The organism is Dorea sp. D27 (assembly GCF_001185345.1).
Taxonomy (GTDB): domain Bacteria; phylum Bacillota; class Clostridia; order Lachnospirales; family Lachnospiraceae; genus Extibacter.
In genome coordinates, this window is the sequence record NZ_KQ236744.1 from 346,124 (window position 1) to 360,283 (window position 14,160).

A 14,160-nucleotide genomic window follows, 5' to 3' on the forward strand; every position below is an offset into this window, starting at 1 on the left:
TGCTTCGATGCGTACGAGGCTCCGACTATTTCACGTATCCCTAACCCTCCGAAATGCGCGCCGATAGCGGCTTGCATCACGCAGGATAAGGGCTACGGAAAGGATTCTCCGCCTCTCCCGCTTACACCTGCGCATCTCCCACCCGGCTCCCCGTCCGCTATCTACTTTACTAACAAGGGCGTGAGCGGACGTGTGACGTTACTGGCCAGCGGATGAACGCTGGCTGCGTCAGTTGAGTGATAAAATATCGCAAGCTTAATGTGAATAACACAAAGAGCAGATGAATGATAAGAGTTTTGCTAGTCCAGATGAATCAGGCTGGCGAATATGTTCGTTGTCAAGCAATTGCAGCTAGGCGTGCATGCCGTTGCTGAAAGAAGAGCCGGAACCAGGCAGGGGATGTTATCTCAACATCCCCGTACCTGATTCCGCTCTTCTTCATTAAGATCACTTTCAACTAAGGTTATTTGCCTACTAAGCCCCTTATCACTATCCTGACATAGACAAAGCACTTCCATCAGCCAGCAGCGTCACACAGCCGCCCCCGCCCGTGCCAGTAAAGTAGATAGCCGCTGGGGAGACAGGGGACATATGCGAAGGTATAAGCGGGAGGGACGGAGAATCCTCACCAGATTCCTTGGCCCGTGGGATGAGAGCCCCATCGGCGAACATTCCACGGGCTTAGGATTCTGTGTGATAGTCGCAGTCCCGGATGCATCGGAGCAGATGCCCCCTGCCTCCCCAGCGGCGTCCTAATTTACTTAAACCCCCAATTATCGGTACTTCCTGAACACTTTTTCAAACAAGACGAGTATCCCGTACACGATCAGGGACGGACCGAATAGAATGCACAGGCCTTTTGTGAAAGTAAAGCGGATGAATAAGAATCCGGCAATGCCATAAAATCCGGCGGCAATGAGCGTGACAGGTGCATACATGAAAGTAAATACAAATGAATTGAACAGTATCTCGCTGAAATTACCGGTAAAGTTTATCATGACCGGGTATACCCAGAGCATGATGAGAGCTGCCGTCAGATAGGCGAGACCGGATATGGATATCAGTACGGTTCTGGCCGGCACGGCCGCGGCGGTCAGTATGCAGCACTCTGCCGCGAATGCCGCGGTAAGCAGCGCGAAGGCAATCCAGATGATGGCTGCTCTTTTCCAGTGCAGCTTGAACCCGGTCTTGAAATTCGGCAATACTTCCGTGTTGCCGCGGAAAAGCCGGTTAGCCGTATAATATTGGGCGGCTGTCGCCGGACCGATTGTAACGATTGGAATGCAGCATATGAGCCAGATGATGTTTAGCAGAGTCAGACGGCTCAATAGCAGAGCAGCCTTCATAAAGCCGCTGTCATATTCAAAAACCTTCATAGTACGGACCTCCGGTTATCAGTTTATGGAGTTATCATACAATAAAAAACAAGGGGTTGCAAGGAAAAAGAACGTTGTTAAAGAAAAAACACACAAAATATATGTTTAAAAACAAGATTCATTAGTGCAATAATACCTTAATTAGAGCGAAAAATAAGACAAATGACAAAATGCTTGACAAATGACATGATTGGGAATATACTGGCTTTAGACAAAATGCATAAAAAATCGGGCAGGTAAACCGAAAAAAGAAGCACTTTTTTATGCGGAGAATGTATCAAAAGGGAGGAAAGAAGTATGAAAAAAAGAGTGATTAGTGTTCTTCTGTGTGCAGTGATGGTTGGCTCGATGCTGGCAGGATGCGGCAAAGGCTCCGATTCCGGCGGCAGCGGTGACGACAAAGCAAAATCGAGCGGCAAGGCCGAAGACTTCGACTGGAAAAACTACGAAGGCACAACAATCAATGTTATGTTCAATGAGCATAATTATTCAAAAGCAGTAATATCAAAAATAAAAGAGTTCGAAGATCTGACAGGTATTAAGGTGGAGTATTCATCCACACCGGAATCAAATTACTTTGACAAGCTGAATACATCCTTAAGCAGCCGTTCCGGTACTCCGGATGTATATATGACCGGTGCGTATCAGGTCTGGGAATATGCGTCAGCCGGTTATATGGAACCATTGGAAGACTACATAAACGACGCGTCAAAGACAGCCGCCGACTACAATTATGATGACTTTATCAGTGCGACGGTAGAACCTCTTAAATGGGATCTCGTTCCGGGGCATGCAGTTGGCGAAGGTTCCCAGTGGGCGCTCCCGATGGGATGGGAATTAAATAACCTGGCTTACAACAAGAAAGTATTTGAGGAAAAGGGGATATCGGTTCCGACAACTACAGATGAGCTGCTCGAGACGGCAAAATCGCTCAATGAATTTAACGGCTCCGGCTCTTACGGCATCGCGGTACGCGGTACGCGTGAATGGGCTACGATTCATCCTGGCTACATGTCGCTGTTTGCTACGTGGGGCGGAAAAGACTTTGCTATTGAAGACGGCAAGCTTGTGTGCCAGCTGGATTCTAAAGAGGCGATTGAAATGACGGATTACTGGGTGAAATTAATAAAAGAAGCAGGCGCTCCGCAGTGGTCCAACTATACCTGGTATGAGGCAAGTTCAGACCTTGGCGCAGGAAAAGCCGCCATGCTGTTCGACGCTACAAGTGCCGGATACTTCCAGAACTACGAGGGTGCATCTGACCAGTCGGGCAATATCGCATGGTCAACGATTCCGCTTCCTGAGGGAAAGACGGAAGATGATATGAAGGCAAACGTCTGGATCTGGTCACTGGCTATGAATGCTGATTCCAAAAATAAAGATGCCGCATGGTATTTCATCCAATACTTTACGAGCCCGGATTACATGCTTTATGCAGGAACTGACGGAGCAAGCCCGGATACGCCGCGGACATCCGTCATGGAGAGCGATGAATACAAAGCGATTGTCGGAAAAGCAGACAACTACCTTGAGTCAATCGATGTATTATCTAAAAATGCAACGATTCAGTTCACCCCGCAGCCGTACTTCTTTGAATGTACGACCAAATGGGCGGAAGTGCTCCAAGATCTCGTACTTACTGATAAGTATTCATCCACGGAAGATGCTATGAAACAGCTGAAGAAGGACCTGGATACGATCGTATCTGACTTAGAAGTATCCGAATAACTCTGGAAAAAACAATAGCAGCTCATTTATTCTTAAGGGTGAAAGGCAAGGAGGGGTTACCTGACCCTCCTTGATTTTTTTAAAATGAAATCCTGCTTTCTTTGAATCAGGAAACAGAAATTGGAGGAAACGCTAATGAAAGAGCAGAAAAAAAACAGTGCTGCGGTGGGTGATTTGAATGTAGTGCCGTTTAAGACGAGAATGCGTCCGTACTTGATTGTAGCTCCCGCACTGATTATTACGATTGGAATCATGATTCCTTTTGTGATGTCTATTTATTTTTCGCTGACGAGCTACTCGTTCAGGATGCCGACGTATAGTTTTATCGGATTGAAAAACTGGATTACCATACTTACTTCCTCAGGATTCTGGAAATCCGTATGGGTAACCTTGCGATATGCATTCTTCAGCACGGCGCTTGAGATGGGGATAGGCCTGGGAATTGCCATGCTGCTGAATCATCTGGAGAACCGCTTTTCAAAGATTCTCAGGGTCGTTCTTATATTCCCGCTCATGGTTGCACCGATTACTGCCACTATTATATGGCAGCTGATGCTGAACAACTCCGTGGGTATCGTAGAAAAGTTCCTGAACTTCTTTGGGGTATATAACTTCCCGTGGGCAGCCAGCGCGTCTACGGCGATGATGACGGTCGTGATGATCGACATATGGGTCAATACATCGTTCTGCATGCTGCTCGTGCTTGCAGGACTGCAGTCACTTCCGAAATCGCCGTTTGAATCAGCGAAGATTGACGGGGGAAGTGCATGGTTCAACTTCCGGAATCTGACACTGCCTATGCTGAAGCCAAGCATATACATCGCACTGCTGTTCCGTCTCATGGCGGCGCTGCAGGAGTATGCCATCATATTCGGCCTGACAAAAGGAGGTCCGGGCGACACGCTTATGAACCTGTCTCTGACCTCATACCAGACGGGGTTCCAGTTCCAGAAATTTGGATTTGCCCTTCCGTACATACTGGTATTATGGGTATTTATAAATATCGTGGCCAAACAGATTGTCAAGAGGCAGCGTATGGCTCAGAAACTGGCGTCGGGGCAGGATGAGTAGCCGGCAGCATAAGGATATAAAATATATAGTCAGAAAGGATGTAAAGCATGGAAAGTAAAAAAAGATTGGGCCGTGTCGTCCAGAATCTACTGTTAGTCATATATACGATTTTTGCTTTGTTTCCATTGTTGTGGATGCTTATCCTGACAATAAAGCCCGATGCACAGATGTATACGACGACGTTTGTATTCAGCCCTACATTGGACAATTACAGAGCAGTCATATTCCAGTCAGATTATCTCAAATATATGTTGGACAGTCTGATCGTAGCAGGGGGCGCGGTTATCGTCTCCGTCGTGGCAGGGGTGCCTGCCGCATACGCACTTGCAAGATATAATTTTAAGAAAAAGGAGGACATCGCATTCCAGATATTGTCTTTTAAATTCGCTCCTGAAATCCTGGTCGTCTTACCCTTGTTCATGCTCTTCCAGAAGCTGGGCATCTATGATTCTTATTTTGGTCTTATCTGGGTATACCAGCTGATTTGCATGCCCCTGCTTATCTGGGTCGTAAGAGGTTATTTTGAAGATATCTCTGTTGAAATCGAGCATGCGGCTCAGGTTGACGGTTATACGTGGTATCAGATATTTTTCAAGATGCTCGTGCCTCTGATTAAGCCAGGTCTCGTATCCGCTGCTCTGCTGGCATTCATCTTCGCCTGGAACAGCTTTACGTTCCCGCTGATTCTGGCAGGCACGAACGTACAGCCGATTACGGTAGCCATCACCAAGTTTCTTGGAACAGACAGTGCCCATTATGGACAGCTGGCCGTCGCGGCAACTGTGTCTGCGTTACCCGCTATTATTTTCGCGTTATGTATACAGAAACATTTAGTGCGTGGTCTGAGTTTTGGCGCTGTGAAGGGATAGGTGTGTGAATATGTCAAGAATACAATTGGATAACGTTACAAAAAAATTCGGAAAAGTTACGGCTTTGGACGGCATATCCCTGGATATAAGAGATAAAGAGTTCTTCGTCCTGTTCGGCCCCGCAGGTGCCGGCAAGACAACCATCCTGAATTGTATCGCAGGTATCCAGATACCGGAAGAAGGGGTTGTAAAATTTGACGGAGAAGTCATGAATCTAACAGATGCTGCCCACAGGGACACGGCGATGGTGTTTGAGAACTATGCGCTGTATCCCCAGATGACAGTATATGACAATATGGCCTCTCCCCTGAGGAGTCCGTTATATAAAAAGGATGAAGCATACATAAAACAGAAAATACAGGAAGTCGCGGAGATGATGAAGATGGACTATCTCCTGCAGCGCCTGCCGAGCCAGCTGTCCAACGGCCAGAAGCAGCGTGTCGCCATGGGACGCGCGCTCGTCCGTTCGCCGCGGGTATATCTGATGGACGAACCGCTTGCACATCTCGATGCAAAGCTCCGCAATTCTATGCGTACGGAGCTGAAGGAGATACAGGCTAACTTCGGCACGACGAGCGTCTATGTAACCCACGATTTCATGGAGGCCATGTCTCTGGGAGACAGGATTGCTATCGTAAATGAAGGTAAGATCGTCCAGATTGGTACCGGCGACGAGATCTATTACATGCCGTGCAATGAATTCGTAAGCCAGCTCATGGGTGACCCGGAGATCAACCTGATTGCAGGGACACTTAAAAAGGAGGGGGATTCTTATTCATTTATAATGGATGCGGGAGAAAAGGTGTATCACCTTCCGACGGATTATGAACTGTTTGAAAAGCTGAATGATCTGGGATGCGAGAAAGTGGATATCGGCATGCGGCCACAAAACCTGAACTATTCTTTTGAGGCCCAGGAAGGATATCTGAAGTGCACGGTATACAGTTATGAAAGCATAGGAAACAAATCCGTAATCGTAGCGGAGCTGAACGGGCTTCAGCTCCGGATGATTGCCCCCAATGGACTCACTGTCAAGATCGACCAGGATATCTATGTCGATATGGAACTTAACTACGCGATGTTCTTTGACGCAGCGTCAAAAGAATATTTGACAAGATATAACGAAGCTGCCGTATTGGCTTTGACAGAACAGGAGGGGTAGGGATATGGCTGGATTGAGAATAGAACATCTGTATAAACGTTATGAGAATAACGGGAAAAAGAAGAAGAATGCGGTACAGAATGATTATGCTGTAAAGGATCTGAACCTTGTATGTGGACAGGGGGAATTTATAGCACTTTTAGGGCCCTCCGGCTGCGGCAAGACGACGACGCTGCGCATGACGGCAGGCTTGGAAGATATCACGAAGGGGGATATCTATATCGGGGATACGCTCGTCAACAATCTTCACCCGAAAGACAGGCACATCGGACTCGCTTTTGAAGACTATGCCATGTATCCTCCTCTGACCGTATACGACAATATCGCGTTCAACTTAAAGGCAAAAGGCGTCGATAAGGCTGAGATTGATAAGCGGGTGCAGGAGATTGCACCGCTGATGCAGTGTGACGATCTGCTGGACAAAATGCCCGTAAAGCTGTCCGGCGGACAGAAGCAGCGAGTGAATATCGCGCGCGCTATCATCCGGCGACCGGAGCTGCTCCTGATGGATGAGCCCCTGTCACACCTGGACGGGAAGGCCCGCCAGGCGATGCGTACGGAGATAAAGCGCCTTATCAATGATATCAAGTGTACGACCGTATATGTAACACATGACCAGTTAGAGGCCATGTCGCTGGCGGATAAGATTGCCATCATCAACTTCGGCGTACTGCAGCAGTTCGGGACGCCGGCGGAAGTATACGATGACCCGGTAAATGAATTTGTCGCTTCCTTTATCGGGGAGCCGCCGATGAATATCCTGGAAACGACGATTACAGGGGAGGGAGGGCATTACTTCTTTACATTCCAGGACAGTAATCTTAAGATAGCCGTCCCGGAGCGCTACTACAATGTAGTAAGCAGCGGGTTCAAGTGTAAGATGGGAGTGCGCCCTATGGATGTTCTGATCGGCGGGGCAGATTCGATGGGGACGCCGGAGGAAGTTGCAACGTTTGAGAATCTGGGTGACGAACGCCGCATCGGTATCCATGTCGGAGAAGCGCTTCTTATGCTTATCACCGATGATGAAGCCCGTTATAAGAGCGGAGATATCATTAAGCTGGAGGTGCGCGGTGAAAAGACGCATCTGTTTGATATTGAGACGGGAGACTGCATACGTGAATAGCTTGTAGTTCCATAAAGTATTAATAAAAGGAGGTAGTCATGATGAGCAGTTTACCAGAAAAAATGAAAGCGATCGTAGCCTATGCGCCCGGCGATTACAGGTATGAAACGGTTGACACGCCGCGGGCAGGAGAAGGAGAGATGATTCTGAAAGTAGAAGCCTGCGGCATCTGCGCGGGGGATACGAAAGCATACGCAGGAGCAGCAAGCTTCTGGGGATTTGACGGCCAGCCCAAGTATATTAAGGAACCTATGATACCGGGTCATGAGTTCGTTGGTACAGTGGTAGAGATGGGTGAGAAGGTAAAAGGCAGCTGGAAGGTAGGCGACAGAATCTGTCCGGAGCAGATCGTACCGTGCGGGGAGTGCATGTTCTGTAAGACCGGGCGCCACTGGATGTGCGAGAAACATGATTTGTTTGGTTTCCAGAACAATGTAAATGGCGGAATGGCGGAATATGTAAAGCTTACGAAAGAAGCGCTTCCCTATCTGGTGCCGTCGGATATGCCCATAGAGAAGGCGGCATTGATCGAACCGTACGGCTGTTCGTTCCACTGTGTAGAGCGCGCCCAGGTGACGCCGAGAGATTTCGTCGTACTGTCCGGTGTGGGTACCCTTGGTCTTGGAATGGTGGGGGCTCTCAGACAGGCAAACCCGAAATGCCTCGTAGTTCTCGATATGAATGAAGCCCGGCTTGCAAAAGCCCTGGAGTTTGGGGCGGATATTGCAATAAATCCTGCAAAAGAGGATGCGGCTGCTAAAATCAAAGAGATGACCGACGGCTACGGATGTGATATATATATAGAAGCGACCGGACATCCGTCGAGCGTACAGCAAGGGCTCGACGCTATCCGAAAGATGGGCCGCTTCGTTGAGTTCTCCGTATTCGGGCAGCCGGTCACGGTAGACTGGTCCATCATATCAGATAGGAAAGAACTGGATCTGCTGGGCGTCCATCTAAGCCCATTCTGTTATGATACGGTCATAGACTGGATTGGCAGCGGAAAACTTCCGACAGAAGGTGTCGTAACACATAAGTTCCCTCTGGAGAGATGGGAAGAGGGATTCCATATTGCAAAGACCGGCGAGAACGGAGCGCTGAAAGTGATTCTCGTTCCAGGCATGGATGCATAAGTCGTAAGGAGGAATAAGTGTATGCAGCGTATATTAAACAACCCGGATAATATTGTAGATGAGATGCTGGGAGGATTTCTGAAAGCGCATAGAGATATCGTGGAGGCAACGGACAATCCAAGGGTCGTCAAGGCGAAGCATATCCCGGAAGGAAAAGTAGGCGTCGTTACTGGCGGAGGCTCGGGGCATAAACCGGCTTTCATCGGATACGTAGGAGAGAACCTGTGCGACGCGGCGGCCGTAGGAGAGATCTGCTCCTCCCCTACGGCGGCGGCTTTCCTGGACGCCTGCAGGGCAGCAGACCAGGGGAAGGGAGTTGCCTGCCTGTACGGCAATTACTCCGGAGACAACATGAATGTAAAGATGGCAGTGAAGATGGCCAAAAAAGCTGGAATTACGGTAAAGACGGTGGTGGCCAATGACGATGTGGCATCTGCGCCGAAAGACGAGAGAGAGAAGCGCCGCGGCGTGGCAGGTGAAGTCCTGATGTGGAAAGTCGGCGGAGCGAGAGCGGCCAAAGGCGGTAATCTGGACGAGGTGATTGCGGCAGCCCAGAAGGCCATAGACAATACCCGTTCTGTCGGTATCGGGCTGACACCGTGTACGCTTCCGGCTGTTGGCCATCCGAATTTCGAGATCAAAGATGGGACGATGGAAGTCGGAATCGGCCATCACGGAGAACCGGGGATTGAGGTATGTCCGCTTGAGACGGCAGATCAGATGGCAAAGAGAATGGTAGATGTAGTGCTGCCGGATTATCCTTTCAAAGAGGGAGACGAGGTGGCGGTGCTCGTGTCCGGGCTCGGAGCAACACCGGTCATGGAACTGTATGTATTATATGACGAGATTGATAAGCTTCTGAAGGAGAAGGGAATCAAAACCCATAAAGCATATGTGGGCAACTACTTCACATCCCTGGAGATGATGGGGGCGACGCTGACAGTCATGAAGCTGGATGAAGAGCTGAAAGAGCTGCTGGATATGCCGGCTTACAGCATGGGGCTGAAACAACGGTAGGACGGACAGACAACATACAGGGAGGGGTTAATGAGATGAACACATTTAAAAATGCAGACGGTAAGTCTGTACTGCTGAAAATGGTCAGGGCCATCCAGGAGAATAAAGCGTACCTTGGTGAGGTAGACGGCCTGATTGGTGACGGAGACCATGGCATGAACATGAACAAAGGATTTTCTGTATTTGAAGCCCGATTTGCGGATAAAGATATAAGCTTTACGGAAGGACTGGATGAACTGGGCATGATACTGCTGAATGAAATAGGAGGTTCCATGGGGCCCATCTATGGAACCATCTTTATGGACATGGCAGAGGCGGGGGAAGACCTGGATGAAATCGGCGTGGCTGATTTTGGAAATATGCTGGCGGCAGGACTTGACGGCCTGCACGGAATCGTGGAGGCCCAGGTGGGAGATAAGACGCTGGTAGACACGCTTTCTCCCGCGGCAGACGCGGTAAAGCAGGCCGGCGAGGCGGGGGAAGGGTACGGACCCGCGCTTCAGAGGATGAAAGCGGCAGCGGAGGCCGGGCGCGACAGCACAAAGGACATGGTGGCAAAGTTCGGGCGTTCCAGCCGTCTGGGAGAGCGTTCCAGAGGAGTGCTCGACGCAGGAGCCACATCATGCTGCATCCTATTGTCTGCCATGGCGGAAGGGATATCGGAACTATTGTAAACCAACAAATCAAGTGTATTAGGACATAGACCCAAGGTGCCTGTCTCAGGCATTTTGGGTTTTTTTATTACATAGGAAACTGCGTATCCGTAATAAAAACTATCCGGGGGAAGCGCACTGGCGCGAAGATGTAGTATGCCGCAAACGACCGAGCTCGGCGCGGGAATGTGCCGGGGTACATCCTTTTTTTGGCTGTAAACAATAAGTGGAAAATATAAAGAAGCAATGTTATACTCTTATTAAGATAAGAATATAGTTAGGTTTTTAACAAGGAGGCACTATGAAAAGGAACCTGTATATAAAAATAGCGTATTGGTATTATACGCTTGGAATGACCCAGGATGAGATTGCGAAGCGTCTTTCCTTTACGAGGCAGAAAGTGAACCAGATCATCAGCTCTCTTATTGATTTGGACGTTGTAAATATTAATATCCACGGTTACGAGCGGGATAATGTGGAGCTGGAATGCAGGATAGAGGAGCGTTTTGGCTTGAAGGAGGTGCTTGTTACAGAAGACTATGGGGAAAGCAGCACTGCAATCTACAAAGTAGCCAATGTAGCGGCTCAGTACCTGGATGAGAATATCAAGCAGGGGGATATCATCGGAGTATCCTGGGGGCATACGCTGTCGGAGGTCGTCAAGCAGATGGAATTTAAAAGGCGCAGCGAATGCCGGGTCGTGCAGCTTATCGGTGCCCAGAACATAGAGGACTTCGTGGAGAAGTCGGACGAAATTGCCAGGGGGCTTGCCAACAGGCTGGACTGCCCGAGCTATATGCTGTATGCTCCGGTTGTGGTGGAACACGCGGAGACGAAAAAATGGCTTATGGAGGAAAGAAGTATCAAAGTATCCTGTGAGCTTATGCAGAAGTGCGATGTGGCGCTGCTTGGGGTAGGAGAGCTTACAGAGCAGTCTACCATGTGCACGAGCGGGCACATAACGAGAAATGACGTGCGGATACTGAGAGAACGTGGATTTGTCGGAGATATTGCCATGAATCCAATCAGGAAAGACGGAAGCTGGGACAACTGTCCCTTAAGCGACAGACTTTTAAATGCAGATATGGAGTGCCTGAAAGGAATAAAGAATACCGTTCTGATTGCGAGCGGCGCGCAGAAAGTGGAAGCAATACAGGCAGCCCTCTGTACAGGAACAATCAACACGTTAATAGTAGATGTAACAACAGCAAGGCAGGTTATGGACAGCTTTTAACATATAAATACAATCAAGAAGAAATTACAGCGCTATCTGGACAGGAAGTCCAGATGGCGCTTTTTCTATAAGAAAGGAATTGACAAAAGTGCAGGAGGTGATATACTGAGATTACAAATGTAATATAAAATTACATATGTAACATTTCATGAGATGAAAAGCGTGTCAGGAAACATAAAAGACCAGTTCGTGACAGCTTTCGGGAGGCTGTAAGATGAAATATATTCTTGGGATTGATGTCGGAACATCAAACGTAAAGGCTGTTTTATTTGACGAGTGCGGGAATGAAGTGTGCGTGTCCAGCAAGGAGAGCCAGCCCGTCAATGGTACTGCCAACCAGATGGAACAGGATATGGACCTTATATGGGAAAAAGTGAAGCACTGCGTAAAATCTGTCATAGAGGAAGGGACCGGTGGCCGTGATGAAGTAATCGCGGCCGGCGTGACGGGGCAGGGGGAAGGGTGCTGGCTGATCGACGGCGAAGGAAATCCGGTACAGAACGCTATACTGTGGTGTGACGGACGAGCGGTGGATGAGGTCAGGGCCATTACAGAGGACTGTCCCGAGATTGGCAGGCTCTATCACACGACTACCGGCACGCCGCCATTACTTGGCAATCAGATGATTCTTTTAAAATGGATGAAGAATAACCGGAAAGAGATACTCGATCATGCGGAACATCTCATATTCTGCAAAGACTGGATACGCTATAAGATGACCGGGAAGATCAGAACAGAGATTACAGACAGCCTTACTTCCCTCGTAGATGTAAGGAGCGGGGCCGTGGCGGATGAGCTGATGAAAGCACTGGACATTTACGAATATAGAAGCTGCCTTCCGGATCCGGTCCGTTCTGATCAAGTGATAGGAGCTGTTCTGGATTCTTTTGCAGATGAAGTAGGGCTTCAGAGGGGAACGCCGGTTATCGCGGGGGCGCTGGATACTTCTGCAACAGCTGTTGGGCTCGGGGCTATCCATGAAAAAGATGTCTGTGTGATTCTCGGTACGACGTGCGCAAGTGAAATAGTGTTGAAAAAAGAGGACTGCCATTTTGGAGCGGAGAATACAAGATATGAAAAGCACCCTCTGGGCGACTTGTATGTAGAACTGCAGCCTACGCTTAACGGGACGCCAAATATCGACTGGATGCTTGGAAGCATATCTCTTACAAAAGACTTTAACGAAATAGACAGAATCGTAGACAGGACACCGGTAGGATGCGGCGGCGTCGTGTACCACCCCTACATCAGCGTGGCAGGTGAGCGCGCTCCCTTCTATCACCCGTATGCGAGAGCCAGCTTTTTCGGTATCAGCCAGGTGACGACGAGAGACCATCTGATCCGGGCCGTTTACGAAGGTATCAGCCTATCCATCAGGGACTGTCTCCAGCATGTAGATAAAAGCGGGACAATATACCTCGCCGGAGGCGGAGCCAAAAGCCCGGTATGGGCTCAGATGATTGCAGACGTGGCCGGCATGAAAGTCATGATTCCGGCCGGCGAAGAACTGGGAGCAAAAGGCGTGGCGCTTATGGCCGGCGTAAGCCAGGGATTGTACGCGGACTATGACGATGCCGCGGGAAAAGCCTGTACGTTCAAACATATCTACCTTCCCGACCCGCCGAATGTTCAGAAATACGATCTCTTATATGAACTGTATAAAAGGGTTCGGATACATAATCAGGAAATATGGGACTACAGGCATCAGATGAACAAAAAAATCAAAGCCATCAAGGAGGATTAATATTATGAAGATTTTTTTTACCGCTGAGTACGATGAAGAGGAACTGGAACCGCTGTATGAGGCAGGGGAGGTCATAAAAGACGGATGGGCGCTTGGACTTCCAAAGATGCTGGAAGAAGAGCTGATGGATAAGACTAGAGACGCAGACATGATAATCACTAGCTACGATGACATCACAAGAAACGTAATCGAAAATGCCGAGCATCTCAAATTGATCGCATGCACGAGGGCCACGCCGGTTAATGTGGATATGGCGGCGGCAAGGGAGCGCGGCATACCCGTGCTTTACACGCCGGGGCGCAACTCCGACTCTACCGCGGAGATGACGATAGGGCTCATGCTGTCGGCTGCCAGAAAGATACCTATGGCTTATAAAGCATTAAAAGATGGGAAGTATACTGGGAACCCGGATGCCAGGAAAGAGACAAAGGCTGGTCTGAAGGCGGATGTAATCTGGGATATGAAATTGGATGCACCATACATGGTGTTCAAAGGAACACAGCTGAAAGGAAAGACGCTCGGTATCCTGGGCTACGGCAGCATCGGCCGCAGGGTAGGACGCATTGCCAGGGCTTTTGGCATGGAACTTCTGATTTTCGATCCTTTTGTCGGTGAAGTCGAGATAGAAGAGATAGGTATAAGAAAAGCATCATCAGTAGAAGAGCTGATGAGAGAATCTGATTTTATTACATGCCATATGAAGGTTACTCCGGAGACGACAGGGATCATCAGCCGGGAGCGGATTGCTTTGATGAAACCAACCGCATATTTTATCAACGCATCGAGGGGAGCGATTCTTGATGAGGATGCCCTCATAGAAGCGCTGAAAGATAAAAGAATCGCAGGCGCGGCATTTGACGTATATGCAAGTGAACCGATATCGGGGAACCATCCATATATTACGGAGCTTGACAACGTAGTCGTTACACCTCATATCGCGGGAGCGACAGACGACGTGCTTGTGAACCATACAAAACAGATTGTATCTGATATAAAGAGGTTCCTGAAAGGGGAGCACCTGTTATATCAGTACAGATATTAAGAAGA

General features: G+C 48.9%; 13 protein-coding genes. 12 read left to right on the forward strand and 1 reads right to left on the reverse strand.

The window, feature by feature from the left end; genetic code table 11:
- Positions 1–216, forward strand: a 216-nt coding sequence (locus tag HMPREF0980_RS19230; protein WP_207643604.1) for a hypothetical protein, incomplete at its 5' end; no start/stop codon positions are given.
- Between the two features lie 557 nt (positions 217–773).
- Here the strand turns inward: HMPREF0980_RS19230 and HMPREF0980_RS08150 are convergent.
- Positions 774–1,376, reverse strand: coding sequence for a DUF624 domain-containing protein (locus tag HMPREF0980_RS08150; protein WP_049728650.1), 603 nt, complete (start codon positions 1,374–1,376; stop codon positions 774–776).
- Positions 1,377–1,673: 297 nt separating this feature from the next.
- Between HMPREF0980_RS08150 and HMPREF0980_RS08155 the strand changes: the two genes are divergently transcribed.
- The 11 genes from HMPREF0980_RS08155 (at position 1,674) to HMPREF0980_RS08205 (ending at position 14,155) form a co-directional block, all read left to right on the forward strand.
- Positions 1,674–3,104, forward strand: a complete 1,431-nt coding sequence (locus tag HMPREF0980_RS08155; RefSeq protein ID WP_049728651.1) for an ABC transporter substrate-binding protein — start codon at positions 1,674–1,676, stop codon at positions 3,102–3,104.
- Positions 3,105–3,239: 135 nt separating this feature from the next.
- Entirely contained in the window at positions 3,240–4,175 is a 936-nt protein-coding gene (locus HMPREF0980_RS08160) for a carbohydrate ABC transporter permease (protein ID WP_049728652.1), read from the forward strand.
- 47 nt (positions 4,176–4,222) lie between these two features.
- Positions 4,223–5,044, forward strand: coding sequence for a carbohydrate ABC transporter permease (locus HMPREF0980_RS08165; protein WP_049728653.1), 822 nt, complete (start codon positions 4,223–4,225; stop codon positions 5,042–5,044).
- Between the two features lie 10 nt (positions 5,045–5,054).
- The gene (locus HMPREF0980_RS08170; protein ID WP_049728654.1) at positions 5,055–6,206 is read left to right on the forward strand and encodes an ABC transporter ATP-binding protein; all 1,152 of its coding nucleotides are present in this window, start codon (positions 5,055–5,057) and stop codon (positions 6,204–6,206) included.
- A 4-nt stretch (positions 6,207–6,210) separates the two neighbouring features.
- Positions 6,211–7,332, forward strand: a complete 1,122-nt coding sequence (locus HMPREF0980_RS08175) for an ABC transporter ATP-binding protein (protein ID WP_049728655.1) — start codon at positions 6,211–6,213, stop codon at positions 7,330–7,332.
- Positions 7,333–7,373: 41 nt separating this feature from the next.
- Complete coding sequence (locus HMPREF0980_RS08180; RefSeq protein WP_049728656.1) at positions 7,374–8,465, forward strand: alcohol dehydrogenase catalytic domain-containing protein; 1,092 nt, start codon at positions 7,374–7,376, stop codon at positions 8,463–8,465.
- A 21-nt stretch (positions 8,466–8,486) separates the two neighbouring features.
- A complete protein-coding gene (locus HMPREF0980_RS08185; RefSeq protein ID WP_049728657.1) occupies positions 8,487–9,482 on the forward strand; it encodes a dihydroxyacetone kinase subunit DhaK in 996 nt (331 codons plus the stop codon).
- Between the two features lie 35 nt (positions 9,483–9,517).
- Positions 9,518–10,156, forward strand: coding sequence for a dihydroxyacetone kinase subunit DhaL (dhaL, locus tag HMPREF0980_RS08190; RefSeq protein WP_049728658.1), 639 nt, complete (start codon positions 9,518–9,520; stop codon positions 10,154–10,156).
- A gap of 280 nt (positions 10,157–10,436) precedes the next feature.
- Complete coding sequence (locus HMPREF0980_RS08195) at positions 10,437–11,369, forward strand: sugar-binding transcriptional regulator (RefSeq protein ID WP_049728659.1); 933 nt, start codon at positions 10,437–10,439, stop codon at positions 11,367–11,369.
- A 214-nt stretch (positions 11,370–11,583) separates the two neighbouring features.
- Complete coding sequence (locus HMPREF0980_RS08200; RefSeq protein WP_049728660.1) at positions 11,584–13,113, forward strand: FGGY-family carbohydrate kinase; 1,530 nt, start codon at positions 11,584–11,586, stop codon at positions 13,111–13,113.
- A 4-nt stretch (positions 13,114–13,117) separates the two neighbouring features.
- A complete protein-coding gene (locus tag HMPREF0980_RS08205) occupies positions 13,118–14,155 on the forward strand; it encodes a 2-hydroxyacid dehydrogenase (RefSeq protein ID WP_049728661.1) in 1,038 nt (345 codons plus the stop codon).
- Positions 14,156–14,160 lie beyond the last annotated feature (5 nt).